Source organism: Thalassospira sp. MBR-102 (assembly GCF_040549275.1).
GTDB lineage: Bacteria > Pseudomonadota > Alphaproteobacteria > Rhodospirillales > Thalassospiraceae > Thalassospira > Thalassospira xiamenensis.
In genome coordinates, this window is sequence record NZ_JBEPTC010000015.1 from 141,738 (window position 1) to 164,519 (window position 22,782).

General features: G+C 56.1%; 20 protein-coding genes. 6 read left to right on the plus strand and 14 right to left on the minus strand.

Annotated features, from left to right (window positions below; genetic code table 11):
• Window positions 1–66 precede the first annotated feature (66 nt).
• On the plus strand, window positions 67–792 hold the full coding sequence (locus tag ABIE64_RS20735; protein ID WP_354378484.1) for a hypothetical protein: 726 nt from the start codon (window positions 67–69) through the stop codon (window positions 790–792).
• 232 nt (window positions 793–1,024) lie between these two features.
• Here ABIE64_RS20735 and araD1 read toward each other — a convergent pair whose 3' ends face one another.
• Complete coding sequence (gene araD1 / locus ABIE64_RS20740; RefSeq protein ID WP_354378485.1) at window positions 1,025–2,014, minus strand: AraD1 family protein; 990 nt, start codon at window positions 2,012–2,014, stop codon at window positions 1,025–1,027.
• A gap of 66 nt (window positions 2,015–2,080) precedes the next feature.
• Window positions 2,081–2,854 (minus strand): SDR family NAD(P)-dependent oxidoreductase, encoded by a 774-nt coding sequence (locus ABIE64_RS20745; protein WP_354378486.1) that lies wholly within the window; start codon window positions 2,852–2,854, stop codon window positions 2,081–2,083.
• Window positions 2,855–3,454: 600 nt separating this feature from the next.
• Here ABIE64_RS20745 and ABIE64_RS20750 point away from each other — a divergent pair.
• Window positions 3,455–4,204, plus strand: a complete 750-nt coding sequence (locus ABIE64_RS20750) for a FadR/GntR family transcriptional regulator (protein ID WP_082822678.1) — start codon at window positions 3,455–3,457, stop codon at window positions 4,202–4,204.
• Between the two features lie 446 nt (window positions 4,205–4,650).
• Here the strand turns inward: ABIE64_RS20750 and yjfF are convergent, their stop codons facing one another.
• From yjfF to ABIE64_RS20770, 4 genes are all read right to left on the minus strand, one after another.
• Window positions 4,651–5,628, minus strand: a complete 978-nt coding sequence (gene yjfF, locus ABIE64_RS20755) for a galactofuranose ABC transporter, permease protein YjfF (protein ID WP_062953028.1) — start codon at window positions 5,626–5,628, stop codon at window positions 4,651–4,653.
• A complete protein-coding gene (locus ABIE64_RS20760; protein ID WP_051682342.1) occupies window positions 5,618–6,646 on the minus strand; it encodes an ABC transporter permease in 1,029 nt (342 codons plus the stop codon). Before ABIE64_RS20760 ends, yjfF begins: the two co-directional genes overlap by 11 nt.
• Before the next feature lie 41 nt (window positions 6,647–6,687).
• Entirely contained in the window at window positions 6,688–8,193 is a 1,506-nt protein-coding gene (locus ABIE64_RS20765) for a sugar ABC transporter ATP-binding protein (protein ID WP_007092503.1), read from the minus strand.
• A gap of 138 nt (window positions 8,194–8,331) precedes the next feature.
• Window positions 8,332–9,282, minus strand: a complete 951-nt coding sequence (locus tag ABIE64_RS20770) for an ABC transporter substrate-binding protein (RefSeq protein WP_063091823.1) — start codon at window positions 9,280–9,282, stop codon at window positions 8,332–8,334.
• A gap of 205 nt (window positions 9,283–9,487) precedes the next feature.
• On the opposite strand from ABIE64_RS20770, the gene ABIE64_RS20775 reads away from it, so the two are divergent.
• Window positions 9,488–10,480 carry an aldose epimerase family protein gene (locus ABIE64_RS20775; RefSeq protein ID WP_354378495.1) on the plus strand — a complete coding sequence of 331 codons (993 nt, stop codon included), beginning with the start codon at window positions 9,488–9,490 and terminating at the stop codon, window positions 10,478–10,480.
• A 58-nt stretch (window positions 10,481–10,538) separates the two neighbouring features.
• Here the strand turns inward: ABIE64_RS20775 and ABIE64_RS20780 are convergent, their stop codons facing one another.
• From ABIE64_RS20780 to ABIE64_RS20795, 4 genes are all read right to left on the minus strand, one after another.
• On the minus strand, window positions 10,539–12,122 hold the full coding sequence (locus ABIE64_RS20780) for a gamma-glutamyltransferase family protein (RefSeq protein ID WP_354378487.1): 1,584 nt from the start codon (window positions 12,120–12,122) through the stop codon (window positions 10,539–10,541).
• Between the two features lie 158 nt (window positions 12,123–12,280).
• Window positions 12,281–13,606: a TRAP transporter large permease gene (locus ABIE64_RS20785; protein ID WP_354378488.1), complete on the minus strand. Its 1,326-nt coding sequence runs from the start codon at window positions 13,604–13,606 to the stop codon at window positions 12,281–12,283.
• A 6-nt stretch (window positions 13,607–13,612) separates the two neighbouring features.
• Entirely contained in the window at window positions 13,613–14,209 is a 597-nt protein-coding gene (locus ABIE64_RS20790; RefSeq protein WP_354378489.1) for a TRAP transporter small permease subunit, read from the minus strand.
• Window position 14,210: 1 nt separating this feature from the next.
• Window positions 14,211–15,341 (minus strand): TRAP transporter substrate-binding protein, encoded by a 1,131-nt coding sequence (locus ABIE64_RS20795; protein ID WP_074624814.1) that lies wholly within the window; start codon window positions 15,339–15,341, stop codon window positions 14,211–14,213.
• 367 nt (window positions 15,342–15,708) lie between these two features.
• Between ABIE64_RS20795 and ABIE64_RS20800 the strand changes: the two genes are divergently transcribed.
• The gene (locus ABIE64_RS20800; protein WP_063091818.1) at window positions 15,709–16,425 is read left to right on the plus strand and encodes a GntR family transcriptional regulator; all 717 of its coding nucleotides are present in this window, start codon (window positions 15,709–15,711) and stop codon (window positions 16,423–16,425) included.
• Between the two features lie 2 nt (window positions 16,426–16,427).
• On the opposite strand, the gene ABIE64_RS20805 is transcribed toward ABIE64_RS20800, so the two are convergent.
• Genes ABIE64_RS20805 through ABIE64_RS20820 form a run of 4 tightly spaced genes read right to left on the minus strand, consistent with a single transcriptional unit; the run spans window position 16,428 to window position 18,957 of the window.
• Complete coding sequence (locus tag ABIE64_RS20805; protein WP_354378490.1) at window positions 16,428–16,955, minus strand: DoxX family protein; 528 nt, start codon at window positions 16,953–16,955, stop codon at window positions 16,428–16,430.
• A gap of 22 nt (window positions 16,956–16,977) precedes the next feature.
• Window positions 16,978–17,730: an HvfC/BufC family peptide modification chaperone gene (locus ABIE64_RS20810; protein ID WP_354378491.1), complete on the minus strand. Its 753-nt coding sequence runs from the start codon at window positions 17,728–17,730 to the stop codon at window positions 16,978–16,980.
• The gene (gene bufB, locus ABIE64_RS20815; protein WP_354378492.1) at window positions 17,727–18,602 is read right to left on the minus strand and encodes an MNIO family bufferin maturase; all 876 of its coding nucleotides are present in this window, start codon (window positions 18,600–18,602) and stop codon (window positions 17,727–17,729) included. The genes ABIE64_RS20810 and bufB overlap by 4 nt, the downstream gene beginning before the upstream one ends.
• A gap of 55 nt (window positions 18,603–18,657) precedes the next feature.
• Window positions 18,658–18,957 carry a BufA1 family periplasmic bufferin-type metallophore gene (locus ABIE64_RS20820; RefSeq protein ID WP_063092010.1) on the minus strand — a complete coding sequence of 100 codons (300 nt, stop codon included), beginning with the start codon at window positions 18,955–18,957 and terminating at the stop codon, window positions 18,658–18,660.
• Between the two features lie 635 nt (window positions 18,958–19,592).
• Between ABIE64_RS20820 and ABIE64_RS20825 the strand changes: the two genes are divergently transcribed.
• Together ABIE64_RS20825 and ABIE64_RS20830 are read left to right on the plus strand one after the other, a co-directional pair.
• Window positions 19,593–21,245 carry a GMC family oxidoreductase gene (locus ABIE64_RS20825; protein ID WP_354378493.1) on the plus strand — a complete coding sequence of 551 codons (1,653 nt, stop codon included), beginning with the start codon at window positions 19,593–19,595 and terminating at the stop codon, window positions 21,243–21,245.
• A gap of 272 nt (window positions 21,246–21,517) precedes the next feature.
• Window positions 21,518–22,606 carry a helix-turn-helix domain-containing protein gene (locus ABIE64_RS20830; RefSeq protein ID WP_354378494.1) on the plus strand — a complete coding sequence of 363 codons (1,089 nt, stop codon included), beginning with the start codon at window positions 21,518–21,520 and terminating at the stop codon, window positions 22,604–22,606.
• Window positions 22,607–22,782 lie beyond the last annotated feature (176 nt).

A 22,782-nucleotide genomic window follows, 5' to 3' on the forward strand; every position in this document is an offset into this window, starting at 1 on the left:
CAAAAAATACTCTTGTGGAGAAAAAAATTAAAAATATACTCTCATAAATTGCATTAGAGGTTGTTTATGAAAAAGATCATCGAGTTTCTTGTCGGGCTTTGGATCTTGTGGTTGCCGATAGCAGGGGGGCTTTATCTCATCTGCAATGATGCGCTGGACGCAGTGGCAGAGTTAAATGCGGCTCAGCTTATCCGCTTGTATGAATATCAAAGTGCTTCTCCTGATGAACTTATGTGGGCAATGAAATCCAGCAATACAGATAATGAGGTGAAAGAAAAAATATTTGATATTACTACAGAAAAATTAGAAAATCAGGGAATTAATGTTAACAATTCAATATTTGACATTATTAAAGAAAGAGAAGACGTACACAACATTGATTTTTCAGAGAATGAAATTCTCGAATATTGGAATGAAAATTATAACAAAACATTCCCAAAATATTTATCACGATACATATCAATAGAGGATATTGACAACGTCAAAATAATCACCTCTGAATTTAATATTGGTGAATACGGTATTGTTATTAGGTCATTATCTGTTGACAGTACATTTATGAATCCGTGGGACGCAGAGTTTATTTTTATTGATCGAATAGAGATTTCAAAACATGGTTTCGTCGAGCTAGAAAATCTAAAAATGACTCCTAGGAAAGGCTCTGTCATTTTGAAAGATGATAATATTCTTTATGTTATACTCGGTTTAATAAAACAGCCTTCCTTATCAATGGATAATATATTGCCGAAAAAAATATTGAGAGAAATAGAAGAAAAAAGCTTCGATCAATGAATCTAACAAAAACCCAAAAGGGGACAGATATATTTTCTCCCGCTAAGTCAGTAGATTTACAAAATTTAATTTAGCAGAAATTGAATTACGCCCAAAGCACAACCTAAAAAACAAAACCCCGGCCCAATAACATGAGCCGGGGCACGAAGTGCTCTGGAGGGAGACGGGGCTTTTATCGTGGCCCCTTGGTAAAACCCTGATATCCCTTTGGCCGTTAGATCGATCCGATCAATCAGATCGACCTGATCTTCACCTTGCGTTCCGCCTGCGTTTTCAAACGGTTGCGCAATGCGCGGCCAAACGGGGCGGCCTCGATCTCGAATTCGTCGCCATCCTGCGTTTTGATGCCATCGGCAAAGCTAAGCGTCGCCGTGCCAAAGAAATGCGCATGCACATCGCCCGGGCGGCAGAACAGATCATATTTGAAGTGATGATATTCAAGATTGGCGAGAGAGTGAGACATATTGTCCTCGCCACTCAGGAACGGTTTTTCCCAAATCACCTTGCCATCGCGATAGACGCGCGACGTGCCCTCAACATGGCTTGGCAGATCGCCCAGAAGCAGTTCCGGCCCCATCGCACACGCACGCAGTTTCGAATGCGCCAGATAAAGGTAATTCTGGCGTTCCATCACATGGTCGGAAAACTCGTTGCCAATCGCAAAGCCGATGCGCACCGGGGTGCCTTCGGGGTCAATCACGTAAATCGCGGCAATTTCGGGTTCCTCGCTGCCATCAAGGGCAAAGGACGGGCTTGGGATATCCGCGCCCGGATTGGCCACGACCGATCCATCCCCCTTGTAAAACCATTCCGGCTGCACGCCCTGTTCGCCCGCGTTGGGCTTGCCGCCCTCGACCCCCATGCGAAACATCTTCATGGAATCCGTTTCATCGGCGGCCTTGTTATCGGCCTTGTGCATGTTCGCCCGGGCCGACGCAGAGCCAAGGTGGGTCAACCCCGTACCGGTGACAAGGAAATGCGCCGGATCGGCATGGGTGATCGGCGGCAACAACCGGCCGGATTTCGCGACCGCGTCATAATCAACGCTGGTGTCGCCCAAGCGGGCCTTGGCCGCCTCGATCATCGTGACCCCTTGCGAAATCGCGATGCTGGCAAGCTCGCGCGTGGAGGCAACCGCCTTGAGCGGGGTCAGGGTTTTGGCATCCTCGACCACGGCCACATGCTGCGCCCCGGCGGTATCCTTGTATTGAACCAGTCTCATGAAATCTGTCCTGATAATGTCGCTGTTCGTAAAATCGGGGGTATTGTCCGGTCAATCAGACCGCGATCAGACCCAGCCGCCATCAACGATAAAGTTCTGTGCCGTGACCATGCGGCTTTCATCCGAGGTCAGGAAAAGCGCCATGCGCGCGATGTCTTGCGGCATCACCTTGTTCTTAAGGCACTGGCGCTCGTCAATCTCGCGCTCGGCGGCTTCATCGACCCAAAGGTCAAGCTGGCGCTGCGTCATGACCCAGCCGGGCACAAGCGTATTGACCCGGATGCCATCCTTGCCAAGGTCACGCGCCATGCCGCGTGTAAGCCCATGGGTTGCGGCCTTTGCCGTGGTATAGCCCGGCATGCCGCCCTGCCCCATCATCCAGCTCACCGACCCGAAATTGACAATCGCGCCCCCACCGGCCTTCTGCATCATCGGGGCGACCGCCTGAATGGCAAAAAACGACGGGCGGATATTGATCGCCTGGCGTTCATCCCAGTATTCCGGCGTCACGTCCTGCCATTTATGGCGGGTGTCATTGGCGGCATTGTTAAGCAGTGCCGTGATCGGGCCGTTGGCCTTGGCCGCCGTTGCCACCGCATCCTGAAGCGCCCTGATATCGGTAATGTCGCATGTGATGAAAAGCGGCTTGTTCTTGGCATCCTTACCCAGCTTTTCAACAAGCGCATGGCCTGCTTCCTCGGCAATGTCGACAAAGGCGACCTTCGCCCCCTGCTCGACAAAGGCGGTGACAAGCGCCTCGCCAATGCCCGTGGCACCGCCGGTAATGAAAACCGATTTATCGGCAAGGCTGGTATAGTTCGTTGGCATGCGATCGGACATGATCGTCGGCTCTCCCGTTATCTGGTCTTTATGTGCCGATCCCCTCCGGGTACCGGTCCGTCCGGCACGCCATGATCGGGATCAGGGTTAAACTGGCAGGATGCACCCCGCCCAAAATACTGTACGGGATACTTGATGGGGCATCGCATGGGATGATCACCGCATGGATGCATGCGAAAATCCACAATCGCACCTCTTTCGGGCCGGATTATGATACCCGTTTACGATACCCGGTCCCGCGCGATGGGCCGCTTCCTCCTGACAGTCTTGTTCTTTTATTCTTCATACAATAACATTAATTATCAGGATGTCGCTTGCTGTCAAGCCGCAAACCGGCAAAATCAGGCCTGATACAACACTCAACTGATTGCTTCTTGTTTGGTGATAAGTGGTCTATAAAAATGACACCTCTGATGTGGTGCAAACAGTCCCCGAAAAACCGCACCGAAATAATTATATGCGTTGCAGCACAAGGCATTATCGGGCGCGCAGAAGTTGCCCTTAAAATAAATTCATATTATATGAATAATGTCAGAGTGCGGTCACCGATCCAGCCACCGCCGTCCGCAGATATCAAAAGACCGCACCGGAGGAATTTGAATGCCATCGTCCATGTCAAGAACCTATGCAAGGCGCAGCCTGCACAGCATCGTTGCCCATGATCTGGGAACCCGGATCGTCTCGGGCAAGCTGGCACCGGGCGATGTCCTTCCGACCGAGGCGGCCTTGAGTGAATCGCTCGATGTCTCGCGAACCGCGCTCCGCGAAGCCATCAAGATCCTCTCGGCCAAGGGGCTGATCGAAAGCCGGCCGAAAACCGGCACCCGCGTCAAACCGCGCAAAAGCTGGAACCTGCTTGATCCCGATGTTCTGTCCTGGCATTTCCCCGATCCCGATCCGGCGTTTCTCTATGGCCTGTTTGAAACCCGCATGATCATCGAGCCCAACACCGCCGCCATGGCCGCCGAACGCGCGACCGAGGAACAGCTCGCCACGATCGAGGCCGCCTATACCGGCATGGAAAATGCCGAACTCGGGACCGAGGCCGTCTATATCACCGACCTGATTTTCCATCAGGCGATTTTGGATGCGTCGGGCAATGATTTCATGAAATCGTTCGGCATGCTGATTGAAACCGCCCTGATCGGTTCATTCCGCCTGTCTTCGGGCGGGCCAAAGGCGCATGTCAAATCCCTGCCCGACCATTTCGCGGTGTATCGCGCCATCGCGCACCGCGAACCCGGCGACGCCCGCGAAGCCATGCGCAACCTGCTCAGCCGCACCATGCTGCAACTCCGCCAGCAGCTCGGCATGAAAAGCGAACATGACTGGGACGTGATTGGTCTTTGATACTGCTTTGACCGGTCTTTGACCGGTCTGTGATATCGCTGTGATACCGCTCTGATACCCGACTTACGGGCCCGGCCGATGTCATCGCGCCCAGACCGCGGCAAAAGACAAAAACGGGGCTGTCATCGGGACGGCCCCTTTTGTATTCCTCATACAAATAAAAAGCCGCTTTTTGCCTCGGGACGGCCAAATCCCCTATTCCTCATACAAATAAAAGCCGGTTTTTCGCGCCTGGAATGGCCGCGCGCGATCCTCGACACGCCCCTCACCGATCCATTATTCACCAAAATTGAAAAATCGGATCGATTATGAAAAATAACTTCATAAAAACCGGCCCCAAACCCCGCATTCTGACCGCCGGAATCACCGCCCCTGAAAACAATTCGGGCCGAAGCAGCAACACCGCCCCGGCCCGAATTTTACGCTATGACGTGACCAGTTTCAGATCACCCCGCCCCGGCCCGCATCCCCGAAAATGACCGTGTAATCAGGCGTTGCAGCACGATAAAGCCAAACAGAAGCGCCCCGATCATGATCTTGGTCCACCAGCTATTGAGCGACCCGTCAAACGCGATCAGGGTCTGGATCACCCCCATGATGATCCCGCCAAAGAACGTGCCCACCACAAAGCCCATGCCCCCGGTCAGAAGCGTCCCGCCAATCACCACCGCCGCAATCGCATCAAGCTCCACCCCGACCGCTGCCAACGGATAGGCCGACGCGGTATAAAACGCGAAGACAACCCCGGCCAAGGCACTGAAAAATCCCGATAAAGTGTAAACCCGGATGATCGTTCCCTGCACCGGAATGCCCAGCAATTCAGCCGACTGACGATCCCCGCCAATCGCATAAACATTGCGCCCGAACCGGGTGTAATGCGCAATCACCACCCCGGCAATCACCGTAATCAGCATCAGCAACGCCGCCGCACTGATCCAGCCACGCCCGGGCAGCGGAATTTTAAATCCGCTGAAATCGGCAACAAACGGATGATCAATCGGCACGGAATCAAGGTTGATCAGGAAGCACATCCCGCGCAGGAAAAACATCCCCGCCAGGGTGATGATAAAGGGCTGGATATCGAACTTGGCGATAATCACCCCCATGAAGGCCCCGAAAAGCGTGCCAACCGCAATCGAAATCACCACCGCCACCAAGGGATGCATGCCAAACCCGGTGACAAGTTCGGCCATCAGAACCCCGACAAAGGCAATCATCGACCCAACCGAAAGATCAATCCCGCCCGACAGGATGACGAATGTCATGCCGACCGCGGTAATGATCAGAAACGCATTATCGGTCAGAAGCGCACCCAGAACATAAGTATCTGAAAACGCCCGATGTTCGGCAATCCCGTAACCGTAAAGCAGGGCCAGCACCGCCAACGTGGCGAGCAACGGGTAATAACGTTCATTAATTTTCATCGGAATTCCCCCGCACCTTCCGGCTGCCGATCTTTTCCCACGCCTTGCCCGCCAGTTCGCGTGATTTCGGCGCCTGCACCAGCAGAACCACCATCACCACCGCCGCCTTGACGATCAGGGTATATTGCGACGGCAGACCCGATAGCAAAATACCCGTGGTCAGCGACTGAATGATCAGAACACCGATCACCGTCATGCCGATAAAGAACCGCCCGCCCATCAGCGACGCACCGCCAATAACAACCGCCAGAATGGCATCCAGTTCAAGCCACAGCCCGGCATTATTGGCATCCGCCCCCCGGATATCAGCGGCAATAATGATCCCGGCAAAGGCCGCACACAGCCCCGAAATCGCATAAGCCAGAAGCTTGATCCCGCGCGCATCAATACCCGCAAGCCGACTGGCGCGCGCATTGCCGCCAACCGATTCAACAAACAGGCCAAGGGCGGTTTTGCGCATCACTGCGTAAAGCGCACCAATCACCACCGCGGCAATGATCACCCGCCACGGAATGCCCAGCAGATACCCGCTGCCGATCCCTTCGAAAAACGCCCCGTGGAAGGTCACGATCTGCCCATCGGTGATCATCTGCGCGATCCCGCGCCCGGCCACCATCAGGATCAGGGTCGCGATGATTGGCTGGATATCAAGATAGGCCACCAGCATCCCGTTCCACAGCCCGCAAAGCACCCCGGCCCCAAGGGCTGCCAGAATGATGACGGCGGGATGCAGATCGGTATCACGGATCAGGACCGCCATGACGGCGGCTGAAATCGCAATCACCGAACCCACCGAAAGATCAATGCCCCGCGTGCCGATGACCACCGCCATGCCGACTGCCACAAGGGCGGTTGACGCGCCGCGATGCACCACATCGACAAGCGATCCGTAAAGATGCCCGTCAACAATGCGGATATCAAAAAAGTCCGGCGATATGATCCCGATACCCAGAATGATCAGCACAAGGGCCGCCACCGGGCCAAACCACTGCCGGCTCAGCAAAGAAGATGCAGACATGGTGCTGCTTTCCCGTAATTTCTTTCTGTCCTGCAAGCTGGTCATCGTGCAATCGCCTCGATGATCCTGTCCTGCGTGATTTCGGCACCCGTCAGTTCGGAAACCTTTTGGCGGTCGCGCATCACCGCCACCCGGTCGGCAAAGGCAACGATTTCCTCAAGCTCAGATGACGCCACCAGCAGGGCCAGCCCCTCGTCACAAAGCTCCTTGATCAGCTTGATGATATCGGCATGCGCGCCCACATCAATGCCGCGTGTCGGCTCGTCAAGAATAAGGAAAATCGGCTTGGACACCAGCCACCGCGCCAGAATGACCTTCTGCTGATTGCCACCGCTCAGTTGCCCGACGGGTTTCTCACTATCGGGTGTCGCAATACCCAGCGCCCTGATCATCTCATCGGCGGTTTTCTGCTGCTCGGCGCGTGCAATCGGGCGCAGCCAGCCCCGCCGCCCCTGAAGCGCCAGCATGATGTTTTCGCGCACGCTAAGCTCGGCAACAATGCCATCCTGTTTGCGGTCCTCGGGGCAAAGCCCGAAACCCGACCGGATGGCATGGCGCGGGGACCGCAGCATCACCGGCTCCCCGTCAAGGAACACAAGGCCGCTATCGGCCTTTTTCGCCCCGAAGATAAGCTCCGAAAGCTCCGTCCTGCCTGATCCCAGAAGCCCGGCAAGACCAACAATCTCGCCGCCCGAAAGGTCAAGCGTCACTGGCTCCAGCACGCGTTTTTTACCCAGATTCTTGATCTGGATCTGGCGGCCCTTGCCGGTGAAATTGCTTTCATCCTGATGGCGGTGCGAACTGACCTCGGCCAGTTCCCGGCCCAGCATGTGATTGATCAGGTCAATCTGGGCCAGTTCCTTGGTGACAAACGTCCCGACAAGCCGCCCGTTGCGCAGGACCGTGATGCGGTCCGTGATTGCGTAAACCTGATCCAGGAAATGGGTGACAAACACAATGCCAAGCCCCTTGGCGCGCAATTCGTTCATGATGCGAAACAGGGTGCGGATTTCCTCGGCATCAAGACTTGCGGTTGGTTCGTCAAGGATCAGAACCCGCGCATCCAGTGCAACCGCACGTGCAATCGCGACCAATTGCTGGATCGCCACCGAATAGGACCCAAGCGGCCGGTTGACATCAATATCAAGCCCCAGCGTTTCAAGCGCTGCCTTGGCATCGCTTTCGGTTTTCTTCCACGAAATAAACCCGAATTTCAATGTCTGGCGTTCCAGCATCAGGTTTTCGGCAACCGACAGCGTCGGAACCAGGTTCACTTCCTGATAAACCGTCGAAATGCCCAGCGCCTGCGCATCACCCGGATGATTTGGATGGATTTCCTGCCCGTCAAGCAGGACGGTTCCGGCATCGCGCGGATGAACCCCGGTAATCACCTTGATCAGCGTCGATTTCCCGGCACCGTTTTCACCCAGAAGCGCGTGAATTTCACCGGATCGCAAATCGAAATCGACATCTTGCAAGGCTTTGACGCCGGGAAAAAACTTTCCCGCCCCGCGTACTGACAGCACGGATTGCGTCTTTTCAGACATGGATAGCCCCTCTCCCTTTATGTTCGCTGGCCGGATGTGGCCGAACGCACCCTTGCCATCGACAAGGATGCGTTCAGACATCACGCCAGTTGCGTCACCCCAACCGCACGGTAAGGCGCACGGTCGTGGATAACGGCCTTACTTGCTGCGCATTTTGTATTCTTCGGCAGCGGTATCAGGCAGATAAAGCGGACCATTGGCCTTGATCCATTTCGGTACTTCCTTGCCTTCTTTGGCAGCGGCAATCGCATCAAAGGAAGGTCCGCCAAGATGCGGGTTCAGTTCGATGGTGGCGTTGGTGTCGCCATCGGCCATCGCCTTGAAGATATCGGGAACCGCATCAATCGATACGATCAGGATATCATCACCCGGGTTCAGACCGGCTTCCTTGATCGCCTGCACCGCCCCCAGCGCCATGTCATCATTATGCGCATAAACCGCACAGATGTTTTTGCCGCCATCTTCGGCTTTCAGGAAGCTTTCCATGACTTCCTTGCCGCCCGAACGGGTGAAATCGCCCGACTGGGACCGGATGATATTGATCCCCGGGAAATTGCCGACAACGGACTCAAAACCTTCCTTGCGGTCATTGGCAGCCGACGAGCCAACAGTGCCCTGAAGCTCGACCACATCGCAGACACCATTGGTTTCCGCCGCCAGCCATGCGGCGGCAAGTGCGCCTTCGACCACGAAGTCGGATGCAACCTTGGTCAGATACAGGCTTTCATCGGCGGCAACGCCACGGTCAACCAGAACGACGGGAATACCGGCATCCTTGGCTTCCTGAAGCACCTGATCCCAGCCGGTTTCAACAACCGGTGCCAGCAGAATGCCATCAACGCCCTGGGCGATGAAGGAACGGACTGCCTTGATCTGGTTTTCCTGTTTCTGCTGCGCATCCGAGAATTTCAGATCAATGCCGCGCTTTTCCGCTTCGGCCTTGATCGATGCCGTCTCGGACGTGCGCCAGCCGCTTTCCGACCCGATCTGCGAGAAGCCGATCATCATTTCAGCCTGTGCCGCAAAGGACAGACCAAGTGCAACACCAAGGGCCGCCGTCGACACCGCAAGCTGCTTGAGACTTTTCATTATTTCCTCCCTAAAGGCTGTTTTATTGCTAAAAGCCATATAGTAATACAATATGATTTGAAGGAACTCAACGGCCTAAATGCGCCTCCCCACTTTCGCGCAGAAAGCGCGGTTGACAGCGGCCCAAAAACCCGCAAAGTCAAAATAAAACAGGGACTTCCAGATGAAACGAGGCGACATGTCCAAAAATCCGACCGCAATCCCGATGCACCCGGCACCCGCCGGAACCCTGCAGATCAGGACCGCAAAAATGCGAATCCTGCTCTCCCCCTATGGGGCCCGCATCCGGGAATTTTGGCTGCGCAATGACGACGGCACGGAAACCAACATCACCGTCGGCCTGCCCGACGATGATGCCTATGCCACCCATGACAGCTATATCGGTGCGGTGTGCGGGCGCTATGCCAACCGCATCGCCAATTCGGCCTATATCGCCCCGAATGGTGACCGGGTGACACTGGCCGCCAACGAAGGCCCGACGCACCTGCATGGTGGCGTTACCGGCTTTGACCGGCACGACTGGTCCGTCACGCAAAACACCGATCACGAAATCGCCTTTCACCTCGAAAGCCCGGATGGGGATCAAGGCTATCCGGGGAATTTCGCGGCGACCGCAACCTATTCAATTGTCGCTGAAAATCGCTTGCGTCTTGAAATCACGGCGACCTGCGATCAGACCTGCCCGGTCAACATGACCAGCCATGCCTATTGGAACCTCACAGGGCGGTTTGATAAATGCGCGGCCCTGCATATCCTTGAAATCGATGCCGATGCCTATCTTCCGATTGATGATCGCCTGATCCCGCTTTCGGGGCGCAAGGATGTGGCGGGAACCGGTTACGATTTCAGAAACCCCACCGTGATCGCACAGAACCTTCTGAATGCCGATCAGGGCTTTGACCACAATTTCTGCCTCAATGGCGCGCGGGGCCTGCTTAAACAGATCGCCACCCTGTCCGATCCCGACAGTGGCCGGACGATGAAACTGTTCTCAACCGAGGCCGGATTGCAATTTTACCTCTCCCAGCATTTCACCGACGCAATGAAAACCCCCGACGGCAAAACCCTTCACAAATCCGGCGGCATCGCCCTCGAACCCCAAACCTTCCCCGACAGCCCCAACCGCCCGGACTTCCCGAGCCCGTGGCTCAATCCGGGCGAGACTTACCGGCATGTGATCGAGTGGGAGTTTTCCTGACAGCATAAGCCCCGCAATTGCGGGGCCTTTTCGCCATTCAAACACGTGTACAACAAACTCAAAGCGCCGCAACCACCCCATCCGCCCGCGGATCGGTGGCCCCTTCCATAACCCCATTGGCGCGCAGCAAAATGCCGCCAGCATGGCCCATCATGTCTTCGAAATCACCGATAACCTCAACCGCATGACCGGCTTTTTCAAGCTGCGTGATCAGGGCCGGGTCAAACCGGTTTTCGAGTTTGAGGGTTGTGGTTTCCGCGCCCCATGTCCGGCCAAGCAACCAGCGCGGCGCGGTAATCGCCTCCTGCAAATCCTGCCCGAACAGGACACTACGGGTAAACACCGCCGCCTGGGTTTGCGGCTGTCCCTCGCCCCCCATTGTGCCGTATGTCAGCACATCGCCATTGTTCAGCCGCGCCATCGCCGGGTTGAGCGTATGGAACGGCAACCGGCCGGGGCCAAGCTGGTTGGGGCCGTCATGCAGTGTAAAGCTCGCCCCGCGGTTCTGCCACAGCACCCCGGTTTCGGGCACCACAACGCCCGATCCGAATTCCCAGAAAATGCTCTGGATATAACTGACGACCGTGCCGTTTTTATCTGTCGCCCCCATCCAGATCGTATCGCCTGGCTTGGCGATATGCGGCCAGGGCAGTGCGGTTTTCATATCGATCTTTGCCGCCTCGGCATCCAGCATCGCATCACTTAAAAGCGACATCGGATCAATATTCATCCGCCCCGGATCGCCGATATGAGCATCGCGTTTGATAAAGGCGCGTTTGGTCGCCTCAATCACGCCGTGGATATGACCAAATCCCTCGCCCGTTTTCACACCCAGCCGGTCAAACAGGCCAAGGATCATCAGCGACGCCGCCCCCTGCGTTGGTGGCACCATATTGAAAACGGTGCCGCTTGATAGCTTCACCGAAAGCGGTGTGATGGTTTTGGCGTGATAGGCTTCAAAATCGGATAACCGAAGCGGACTTCCCGCCGCCTCAAGCCCCTTGGCATTGGCGCGCGCGATATCGCCCCGGTAAAAATCATCAAGCCCGACGGTGCCAAGCCGTTCCAACGTCGCGCCAAGGGCGGGCTGTTTCAACACATCGCCAATTTCGGGTACACCATTCGCGGCATAGGCTGCAACATAACCCGGCGCACCCAGAAGTTCCGGCAGTTTACCGCGCGTCAGTTCATGCTGCGATTTCGTGATCGGCACACCGGTCCGCGCATGATGCACGGCATCTGCCACAAGCCGCGCGATGGGCAATGTTCCGCCCATTTTCTGCGCGATTTTTGCGGCCTCCATCCAACCACCAATCGCCCCGCCCACGGTCAATGCCGCCAAGGGCCCGCGCGCCGGGATTTTGTCATGCCCGAGGTCACGATAAAATTCCGGGCTCGCCAGCCCTGCCGCCCCGCCACATGCCCGGATCGCCACCGGGTCCTTGCCCGGTTCGGCAATCAGCCAGAACCCGTCACCGCCAATCGCATTCATATGCGGATAGACAACCGCAATGGTGGCGGCGGCTGCAATCATTGCCTCGACCGCGTTGCCGCCATCGCGCAACACGTCGCGCCCGGCCTGGGCAGCCAGATGATGCGGGGCGGTGACCATCCCGCCAAGGCTTGTTCTGGTTCTAAGCATTTCGGGGCCTCCTGATGGCGCAAAAATCTTTGGCATGCCGTTTGTCCGGCATGCCCTGTTGTTCTTTGAAATCTATCGTGAAAATGATCCGGGTATCAGGCGATTTTCACATCGTGGACAAATCGCCTGATATTTTCGGATCAGGACCTACCTGTTGCCTACCAGCCTATAAGATCGGGCAACCAGCTTGTCAGTTCCGGGAAGATGAACAGCAGCACAAGGGCCAGTGCCTGAATACCGATAAACGGAATGACCCCGCGATAGATATCCATGGTCGACACCGATTTTGGCGCAACACCTTTCAGGAAGAACAGCGCCCAGCCAAAGGGCGGTGTCAGGAAGCTGGTCTGCAGGTTCATCGCCACAAGGATCGCAAGCCACGCCATGTCGATGCCGCTATTCATGAACACCGGCAAAAACATCGGCAGCGCGATATAGGAAATCTCGATCCATTCAAGGAAGAACCCAAGAACGAAGATCACCGCCATCATGAACAGAAGGTTGCCCATATCGCCCCCCGGCACCCATTCAAACATGGCATGCACCAGTCCCTCGCCACCCAGCCCCCGGAAGGCAAGGCCGAAGGGCTGCGCGCAGATCAGGATGAAAAACACCATGGCACTGGTGATCAGGGTATCGCGCAACACATCGCGCATCACCCCGAAATTAAGCCGCCCGGTAAACAGCGCCAGAAGCAGCGCACCAAGTGCGCCCATCGATGCGGCTTCTGTCGGGGCGGCAATCCCGCCAACAATCGACCCAAGAACCGCAAAAACAAGTGCCAGCGGCGGCAGCACGACCTTGGCGATCTTGAGCACAAGGTCACGGGTGGCGAGCGCATCGCGTTCATCCTGCGGGATCGCTGGCACCATGTCGGGCTTGAAAATCCCCAGAAGGACAAGATAAAGGGCGAGCATCCCGGCAAGGATCAGCCCCGGCACCATTGCCGCTGCAAAAAGCGTCCCAACGGACTCCCCCAGAATATCGGCAAGCAGGATCAGGACAAGGCTTGGCGGGATGATCTGCCCAAGTGTGCCCGATGCGCAAATCACACCGCACGCCACCCCCTTGTTATAACCGCGATTGATCAGCGGCTGTAACGACAGCAACCCGACCGTCACCACCGTCGCCCCGACCACACCCGAAGACGCCCCCATCAGAACCCCGACAATCACAATCGCAAGCCCCATGCCGCCACGAAGGCGGCCCATGGCATGGCCGATCACATCAATCAGTTCCTCGGCCAGTTTCGACTTTTCAAGCATCACCCCCATGAAGATGAAAAGCGGCAGGGCCAGAAGCGTATAGTTGGTCACAACCCCGTAAATGCGCGCGGGCAGCAGGTTAAAAAGCCCGGTACCAAATCCCAGAATGCCAAAGGCAAAACCCGAAATCGCAAGCGATATCGCCACCGGCACCCCAAGCACGAGGAAGCCAAAAAAGCCGCCGACCATGCCAATGGCCAGCCATTCATTACCAGTCATGTTCGATTATTCCCCAGGCACTTCAGTGGCGGTTTTATGGGTGGCGTAACCGGCATCTTCGGGCTCATCGGCGGCTTGCCCCGCCACGGCCACTTGCCGGAAATTGATCAGGGCCTGCGCGATTGCCTGCACGAAAAGCAACCCGAACCCGACCGGGATAAATGCCTTAAGCAGGAAACGATACGGCAATCCCCCCGGATCAGGTGATCCCTCGCCCATCATGATCGACTGGTTCACATAGGGAATGGCAAACCAGATGATCGCCGCACCAAGAATGACCATCAGCACCGCCGAAAACAGATCAATCATCGCGCGTGCCCGGTCACTTAGCCGGTCATAAAGAAAATCGACCCGTACATGGCCGCCATGCCGCATGCCATATGCCATCCCCAAAAGGGCAATCGGCGACACCAGATGCCATTCAAGTTCCTGCATGGCTACACTGCCGGTATTGAACACATAGCGCAGCAGCACATTGCCGCCGACCACCAGAACAAGCGCAAGACCGCTTAACGCGGCCGCCCATCCGGCAAAATCGACGATATATCCCAACACACGGTCGGGAAGCGGTTCTGCCAGCGATTCAGTACGGGTCGAATTCATATCAGCTCATCCCGTCTTTGGATGAAATGATACCGTGATAGGGCTTTTCACTCACCGCCGCCCATTCACGGTGTGTATCGCGGAACGCCATGAATGCGTCATGGACCTTCTTGGTCAGCGGATCCTTGGCCGCTTCGGCTTCCAGCGTGTCGTTGGTGATGCCTTTAAGCTTGTTGACGACATCATCAGGCAGGGTCTGGGCGATAACGCCCTCATTCTCGACCAGATCACGAAGGGCTGCGGCATTGTTGGCCTCGCACCAGGAATGACTGTCAAGGTTGCACGCCTGTGCGGCGTTTTTGACAATCGCCTGAAGATCGGCCGGAAGGCTTTCCCATGCTTTCTGATTGATCAGAAGCTCGGTCACGTTGGACGGTTCGTGCCAGCCGGTGGTGTAGTAATATTTCGCGGCCTTCTGAAGGCCCAGACGACGGTCCTGATACGGGCCGACAAACTCGGCGGCATCAATCACGCCACGTTCAAGGGCCGGGAAAATCTCGCCGCCCGGAAGCAGCTTCACCTCAACCCCGATCTGCTGATAGACCTTGCCGGCAAGACCCGGAATACGCATTTTCAGGCCATTGAAATCATCAAGGCTTTCAATCGGTTCGCGGAACCAGCCGGTCATCTGAACGCCGGTATTGCCCATCGGGAACGCAATCAGGCCATAGGGCTGATACAGTTCATGCCAAAGCTCAAGCCCGCCCGCATGATACAGCCACGCATTCATTCCCTGGAAATTCAAACCAAACGGAACGGTGGTGAAATACTGTGCGGCAAAAATCTTGCCCGCCCAGAAATAGGCATTGGCCGCATTCATCTCGACCGTACCGGCCTGAACGGCGTCAAAGCCTTCAAGGGCGGGGATCAGTTCACCAGCGGCAAAATGCTGGATGTTCAGACGCCCGCTCGACATTTCCGTCACACGTTTGCAGAAATCCTCGGGGCTGCCCGGGCCGGTCACGTAAAACGGCGAACCCGGACCATAGGCGTTGGTCATCTTCCAGTTAAAGCTCTCCTGGGCACGCGCGATATGCGGCGTCGCAAAAACAGCCGCCCCGGCCGCCGCCCCGACTACCGCCGTGCCGAGTGCCGATTTCGTCAGAAAGTCGCGTCTTTTAAGGTTGGTCATCGGTGTCTCCCTGATAGAGAAAGCGCAATACGCGGATAATATCATCGAACGGATCTTGGCCCGCATTATGTATACACCGTGCAACCGACGTGCCATCTGTTATATTTCAATAAGTTAACTTATTTCAGACCTCAACAGACTTTCTTTTGCTGTTTATTTTTTAATCATATTTAATTGCTGCACTACATATATGCATATTAATTAAACATATTGCAGGGTGACGCCGGGGACGGAATCCTGCACGCGACAGTTGCGCTTGGATTTTGCGGGAAATATCATGTATACATCGGATGTATAGGGTGCCAAAAAAGCACGAAAAGAGCACCGAGCATCAATCAACAACAAGATCAAAGGGTCGAAACGGCACATGATCCATCTGCAGCAGGCCCCGCAACCTTCACCCGAACCGGTCGGCATTGCGCAAAAACTCTGCCAGTCTCTCGAAGACGATATTGTCACCGGCGTGCTTGTTCCCGGTGCCCGGCTTGAAGAAACCCAGCTTGCAAAACGCTTTGGCGTGTCTCGCACCCCGGTCCGCGAAGCCCTGCAATTGCTGACCGCGACCGAACTTGCCGAAAAAATCCCCAATCGCGGGGTTTATGTCTCGCTGGCAACGCCGGAACGATTGACCGCGATGTTTGAAAGCATGGCCGAACTCGAAGCAACCTGCGGGCGGTTGGCTGCCAAACGCATGACAAGTGGCGAACGCCACGCGCTCGAAGAACTGCATCACGAACTGGCCCATGCCATGCGCTCGGGTGACAGCCCGGCTTATGAAAGCCAGAACCGTGAATTTCACAATGCGATCTATGCCGGAACCCATAATGACGTGCTGGTCGAAGTCACCCAGGCCGTGCGTCGGCGGGTCGCCCCCTTCCGCCGGGTACAATTCAACAGCCTGCCCCGCCTCGCCTCCTCGCACGAGGAACATCAGGGCATCGTCGATGCCATCCTGCGTGGCGATCACAAGGCCGCCGAAGAACTGCTTTACGCCCACATCATGTCAGTCCATGACGTCAGTCAGGAATATCTGGCAACGCTCCGCGCCGAAAGCGACCATCGGGCGCTTCTGATCGCCAAATAACCTCATCCGTCGCGCGCACGCCGCCCCAGAACATGATCAAGCGAAAATTTACCCGCCCCCTTGATCGCCAGCATCAGCAACACAAAAACCCATAGCATCCGCTGATCGATCAACTGATCGGGCTGCCCGTCAAAAAGCGCGCCCGCCGCCGCACCGTGGGCTGTGATATCCACCACGGTCTGCACCGCCACAAACCCGATCATGCCAAGCGCCCCCAAACGCGTAAACAGCCCCAGCACGATCAGAACCGGCAAAACGAATTCCGCCAAAGTCCCGGCAATCACAATGATATGCCAAGGGAAAAACGGAATGGCTGCCGTGTCATATAAATGCTGATCGGCAATCGACGGCACGATCTGCGCAAACGCCCCGGCACTGGGGAAACTATCCCCCGCCACCTTGGTCATTGCGCTATTGAAGTAATAAGGCAGTAAAATCGCGGCAAACCACACCCTTGCCGAAAGCCCGATGAACCAGCCATCGGTCCGCGCTTCAAGTGCACCAAACAGGCACCTATGCAGCCCTGTCATTCTTTTGATCGCTGTTTGCATTTTATGTCTCCCTCAAACCGGCAAACGCCCCGGCGGCAATCAGTTGGGCAAAGGTGGATGTCACATCAAATTGCGGATCGCGGGCGATTGCGGCAGCAAAGGCATCGGCAACCTGTGCCTGATCCAAAAGCCTTCCTGCAAAAATAGCCCCGGCATCGTCCAGCAGGATTTGCTGCACCGTCATGTCAGGCCGGGTGATCAGGATATTTTCCCCGCATTGCACAATAGGCCGCTTTTCCGACCCTTCCTGCTGGCATTGCCAGATCGCATGGATGGGAAAACCGGACCGCACAAGAAAGCAGGCCGAATGACGCACAAAGGCAACCGACGCCAGATCATTCACAATGCCTTGCAGCATTTCCGACGTGGTCACCGCATCATCGGCCGCATGCAGGGCTTCCAGCCTTGCGCGTTCCAGCCGCGCCATATCGGAAAGATACGGCACTGACGCCGCGACATCGAAACCATCAATGAAATCGGCAAAACCGGCCCCATAAAGCGCAAGCGACCCGGGGCGTGCTTTCTCGCCCCGGAAAAACGCCTGCGCCATCGCCCGAAAGAAATCTTCCCCCACCAGCTTCGCCACCACCGGATAGGCCGCGATCAACGCATCACCAAGCCCGCGATGGACATTGTTGCGATAAATCGCAAACCGTCCCGCCATCGCGGGGTCAAGGCCCACAGGCCGCGCCGACGGGTCGCCTGCCATCAACGCGCGGGAAAATTCCACCTGAAAAGCCTCAACGTCGCTCATGACACCACCCGCAAGGGGTCAACCCCCGAAAACCGCGCAATATGCCGGTCCGCAAGCGCCGCCTCGGCCCGAAGCGTCGCCCAATCGGGCATATCATTATCCCATTCAATCAGGGTCGGCCGCGCGCCAATCCGCGCAATCAACCGATCAAACAGCTCCCAGACCGGATCGGCTACCGGTCGGGAATGGGTATCAATCAGAACCTTCTCATCAGCATTGGCATCCACCTCATGCCCGGCCAGATGGATTTCCCCGATCAGATCACCGGGGATCGCATCGATATAATCCCCCGCGTCAAAATCCAGATTGCAGGCCGAAATGTAAATGTTGTTTACATCAATCAGAAGCCCGCAGCCCGAACGTCGCGCGGCTTCGGTAATAAAGTCGATTTCCGGGATCGAATTTTGCGGCAATGCAAGATACGAGGTCGGATTTTCAATCAGGATTTTACGGCCCGTTGCCACCTGCACCTCGTCAATCGCCTCAACCAACTGATCAAGCGACTTTTGCGTCATCGGTGTTGGCAAAAGGTCGGCCATGTAAAGCCCGTCATGGCTTGACCATGCAATATGTTCCGACAGCATCGCGGGCTCAAACCGATCCACCAGACGCTTGAGATCGGCCAGATGGTGGGGATCAAGCCTCTCCCCGCCGCCAAGGGACAGTCCAACCCCGTGCATCGATAATGGATAATCGGCGCACAAGGCTTCGAGCACCGCCAGGCGCGGCCCACCGGCCACCATGTAATTTTCCGGATGGATTTCAAACCAGCCGACCTGCTTGGGCTGGCCGATCACGTCATCGGCGTGTTCGCCCTTGAAGCCGACACCGGCCCGATTTGGCAATCTGTTGCTGCTTTGGCTATTGATCATGGCAAGCCCCCGAAAAAAGGATGCCGACCCGCATTGGCGGATCGGCATGATCACATCAGGACTTCGGCAGATCGCGCTCAAGCGCCTCAAGGCTTCCCATAACCTTGCGCCCATCAGCCGTCGTAAAGCTCATATCCGCGCATGTCCCGGCCGGGACCAGCTTCCAGGCATTGCCCTGATAATCAACTTTCGATGTCCCGGCACATGTGGTGCCCGGCCCGGCGGCACAGTCATTCTGCCCGGCAAGCGATACGCCAAAGCATTTCTCCTTGGCACCCTCTGCCTGCGCAGAATGAACAGAAGCAAGCGAAACAGCCGCCGTCAGCGCTGCGCCCAATACCAATGCATTTTTCATGATGTCATCCCTCTTGCGTGAAACCCGATCGCCGGTGTTGGCGATGTCTTTCTGGTAGCAGGCGGGCGGATCATCGTCATTGCAACTTCGGCACACGAAATATCAAGTCAGTGTGAGAGTTTCCCGGCATTTCATCACGGACGCGTGAAATCATCACCTCACGTGCGTCGAACAAACACCGGACTCGCACCGCAAAATCCCCGACGCGGATAAGCGGACTCCGATATCGGGAATCCGAAATCAGACCTCGTCAGCCGCCCCCAAAACCCGAAAACTCAATTTCATTTCCATCATTATTATCACTTTCAGGTGATCACCACTCTTCCTCCCAAGCCACAATTACTGGCAACAAAAACCTCACACGACCACCATGAACCCGTCAAATGGCGCCGAATCACATCCAAGAAATAATCTTTTTAAAACAATTAATTAGCCCCCATTTCACGGCTTTCTCCCTCCTGCCGGACGCCTGCATCAGACAGGACAAAAACCTCACCCGCGCCACAGATCATCAAACACGGAATTTTAGTTCAAATTTGATAATTTTGATAAAATTGATAATTTCTGTTGCCTCTTTTCACACAGCACCCTATGGAGATTCCTGTTTGCCATAACCCGGTGTCATGGAGGCTCACATGAACCAGATCAGCGAAGACATACAGATCCACACAGACGTGCTTAGAAACCAGAATGAACTGCGCAACAATCTGCGCTCGCATTACGACTTCATCGTCTGCGGCGCGGGATCAAGCGGCTGCGTCATTGCCGCACGGCTTGCCGAACGCGAAAACATCCGCGTCCTGCTGCTCGAAGCCGGTGGCGACGATACCGCCCCCTCCGTCATGGAACCTGCTCAATGGCCCGTAAACCTTGGCAGTGAACGTGACTGGAGCTTCATGGGGCAACCCGCCCCATCGCTCAACGGGCGCAGATTACCGCTCAGCATGGGCAAGGGACTGGGCGGCGGATCAAGCATCAACGTGATGGTCTGGTCGCGCGGCCACAAAGAGGACTGGGACTATTTCGCCGCCAAATCCGGTGATCCGGAATGGGGCTATAAATCGGTTCTGGAATATTATCGCCGCATCGAAGACTGGCAGGGCACACCGGATCCGGCGCGCCGTGGCAAAGGCGGCCCGGCCTATGTCGCACAACCCTCTTCCCCGCAACCCATTGCACAGACCATGGTCGATGCCGCTGGTCTTTTGGGCATACCGGTATTCGATAGCCCGAACGGGCGGATGATGGAATGCACCGGCGGGGCGGCGATTGCCGATCTGCGTATCAAGGATGGCAAACGCCAGTCCGTTTTCAGGTCTTATACCTACAAGGCCATGCACCAGCCAAACCTGACGGTCCTGACCGGCGCGCTTGTTTCCAGCCTGATACTTGACGGCAACAAGGCCGTCGGTGTCGAGGTCATGCTCGACGGTAAAATCCGACAGTTCCGCGCCACCTGCGAAACGATCCTGTCTCTTGGTGCGGTCAACACCCCCAAAGTGCTGATGCAATCGGGCATCGGTCCCGAGGACGAGCTGAACAGACATGGCATCAAGGTACGTCAACACCTGCCCGGCGTCGGTCAAAACCATCAGGATCACATCGCCTTTGGCTGTACATGGGAATATCGCAAGCCCGAGGACGTCGGCGGCGGCGGATGCGAGGCAACCGTGTACTGGAAAAGCAACTCCCGCCTCCAGCAACCCGACATCCTTCAATGCCAGCTTGAATTCCCCGTTCCCTCACCTGCCGAAGCAGAATTGGAAACCCCCGAACATGGCTGGACAATGTTTGCCGGACTGGCCCAACCCAAAAGCCGCGGACGGCTGCGCCTATCCGGTCCGACCATGTACGATAATATGCTTATCGAACCAAATGCGCTCAGCGCCCCCGAAGACGTGACAGCAGCCCTTGCCGCGGTCGAATTATGCCGCGAAATCGGCAACCATTCGGCATTCACCCCGCTGGTTCGCGGCGAAACCGCGCCACGATCACGCAATCATGCTGGCCTTGTCGAATTTGTCCGCAACTCGGCCGTCACATACTGGCATCAATCCTGTACCGCAAAAATGGGCCTCGACAGAATGTCCGTGGTTGACGCCCGGCTCAGAGTCTATGGCATCGAAAACCTCCGCATCGCCGATGCCTCGATCATGCCGCGCATCACGACCGGCAACACGATGGCGCCCTGCGTTGTCATTGGCGAACGTGCTGCGGACATGATCCTTGCCGCACACGATACGCAACTTGCCGCCGGAATAAAGCAACAGCGCCCTGATCCCTCATAGCCCCCCGCTGTTGCTTTTCGTGAGGCCGGAAAGATTTTCTTTTCCGGCCTCACACCCTTAATGACCTGCCCTTTGATGACCGACACTCGCGCCAACGGCAACGCCACCGGGAAAGATCGCGCAGGCAGCAACCTTCGGCCATAAGGAAGCTTCCTCGCCAGAAGGGCGCAAAAGCAGTCTCGCGACGATCAAACCGCGCCGTCAAACTTTCCATTTCTTGCACTTTTGGCAAATTTTGCTATTTCATTGCTTATAAGAAATGGGTGATTGATGTGAAAGATATCCTGACGACAGCCAAGGCGGCGGAAATTCTGGGCGTATCCATACGAACCGCCCAGCTCTGGGTCGAAAGCGGCCAGCTCCCTTCATGGAAAACCCCCGGCGGGCATCGTCGCATACCGCGCCAGGCAGTCATGGATCTGGTGGAACACAACACGCCCGAACAATACCTGCCGCTAAGCGCCCGGGCCATCATCCTCGCGGGCGAAGGCCGGGCTCCCGACTGGCGCACACATGGCCTGAAGGGATCGGGTCTTTTACTGGACGTCACCGAAGACGCGCTGGAAGCCCGGAAATGGCTCTCCTTTGCCTGCCCGATGCTTGTTCTTATTGAAAATGCCGCGTCAGGTAACAACAGGAAACTGCTGGCCGAGCTGCAAGCTGATCAGCGCTTCCGGCAGACAATCATCATCTCATCGGTTGAAAACACGGAAAACACGGAAAAAGCAGTCAATCCCATCGGCCATGACCGGCTGCAATTGCCCCTCTATCCCGATGTCGCGGCCACCAGTGCCGCAATCCTCAAACATCTGACTGCGTCAGCCAAAAAAAGAGCCGCCCCCACGGGCTATCCGCTCCCCTGGAACGAGCGCGTCCGGCTCGAAGCCGTAAGACAGTCCGGCCTTGTCGGCTCCGGCCCGGAGGCAAGCTTTGACAACCTTGTCAATCTGGCCGCATTCGCCACCCGATCGCCGGTTGCCATGTTCACGCTGGTAACCCAGACGGAACAGTGGTTCAAATCCCGCACGGGTTTCGAAGGGGACTCTACCCCGCGCGACTGGGCGTTTTGCAACAAAACCCTTTACGAAAACGACCTGACAGTTATCGAAGACCTGACGAAAGACCCTCATTTTTCGACCAATCCGGCCTTGTCCGAGCCCTTCGGATTTCGCTTTTATGCCGGGGCCCCCGTGCGCGACCCGCTCGGCTTTGCCCTTGGGTCGGTCTGCGTCATAGATAAAATTCCCAGATCATTGAGCCAGCCGGAACGCGATGCGCTCTCGACAACTGCCGATGCGGCATCAAACCTGATCCGGCTTCGCGCTCTTGAACGTGAAATCGAACGGCATCGGGAAATATAACCGCCTTTCGCGCAACCAGACCGGCATGAAACGACAAAACCCCTGACCAGTAAAGGTCAGGGGTTTATTCAATCGTTGAACAGGGAATATGGAGCTGTGTTTAGAAGGCCCGGCGGTGACCTACTCTCCCGTGCCTTAAGACAAAGTACCATCGGCGCAGGCAGGTTTCACTTCTG

Coding starts and splice junctions, on each gene's coding strand:
- ABIE64_RS20775 (WP_354378495.1), top strand. CDS start 9,488: ATGCACCCGGCACCCGCCGGAACCCTGCAGATCAGGACCGCAAAAATG.
- ABIE64_RS20765 (WP_007092503.1), bottom strand. CDS start 8,193: ATGTCTGAAAAGACGCAATCCGTGCTGTCAGTACGCGGGGCGGGAAAG.
- araD1 (WP_354378485.1), bottom strand. CDS start 2,014: ATGAGACTGGTTCAATACAAGGATACCGCCGGGGCGCAGCATGTGGCC.
- ABIE64_RS20790 (WP_354378489.1), bottom strand. CDS start 14,209: ATGAATTCGACCCGTACTGAATCGCTGGCAGAACCGCTTCCCGACCGT.
- ABIE64_RS20735 (WP_354378484.1), top strand. CDS start 67: ATGAAAAAGATCATCGAGTTTCTTGTCGGGCTTTGGATCTTGTGGTTG.
- ABIE64_RS20785 (WP_354378488.1), bottom strand. CDS start 13,606: ATGACTGGTAATGAATGGCTGGCCATTGGCATGGTCGGCGGCTTTTTT.
- ABIE64_RS20825 (WP_354378493.1), top strand. CDS start 19,593: ATGAACCAGATCAGCGAAGACATACAGATCCACACAGACGTGCTTAGA.
- ABIE64_RS20800 (WP_063091818.1), top strand. CDS start 15,709: ATGATCCATCTGCAGCAGGCCCCGCAACCTTCACCCGAACCGGTCGGC.
- ABIE64_RS20745 (WP_354378486.1), bottom strand. CDS start 2,854: ATGTCCGATCGCATGCCAACGAACTATACCAGCCTTGCCGATAAATCG.
- yjfF (WP_062953028.1), bottom strand. CDS start 5,628: ATGAAAATTAATGAACGTTATTACCCGTTGCTCGCCACGTTGGCGGTG.
- ABIE64_RS20805 (WP_354378490.1), bottom strand. CDS start 16,955: ATGACAGGGCTGCATAGGTGCCTGTTTGGTGCACTTGAAGCGCGGACC.
- bufB (WP_354378492.1), bottom strand. CDS start 18,602: ATGATCAATAGCCAAAGCAGCAACAGATTGCCAAATCGGGCCGGTGTC.
- ABIE64_RS20810 (WP_354378491.1), bottom strand. CDS start 17,730: ATGAGCGACGTTGAGGCTTTTCAGGTGGAATTTTCCCGCGCGTTGATG.
- ABIE64_RS20770 (WP_063091823.1), bottom strand. CDS start 9,282: ATGAAAAGTCTCAAGCAGCTTGCGGTGTCGACGGCGGCCCTTGGTGTT.
- ABIE64_RS20820 (WP_063092010.1), bottom strand. CDS start 18,957: ATGAAAAATGCATTGGTATTGGGCGCAGCGCTGACGGCGGCTGTTTCG.
- ABIE64_RS20780 (WP_354378487.1), bottom strand. CDS start 12,122: ATGCTTAGAACCAGAACAAGCCTTGGCGGGATGGTCACCGCCCCGCAT.
- ABIE64_RS20760 (WP_051682342.1), bottom strand. CDS start 6,646: ATGTCTGCATCTTCTTTGCTGAGCCGGCAGTGGTTTGGCCCGGTGGCG.
- ABIE64_RS20750 (WP_082822678.1), top strand. CDS start 3,455: ATGCCATCGTCCATGTCAAGAACCTATGCAAGGCGCAGCCTGCACAGC.
- ABIE64_RS20795 (WP_074624814.1), bottom strand. CDS start 15,341: ATGACCAACCTTAAAAGACGCGACTTTCTGACGAAATCGGCACTCGGC.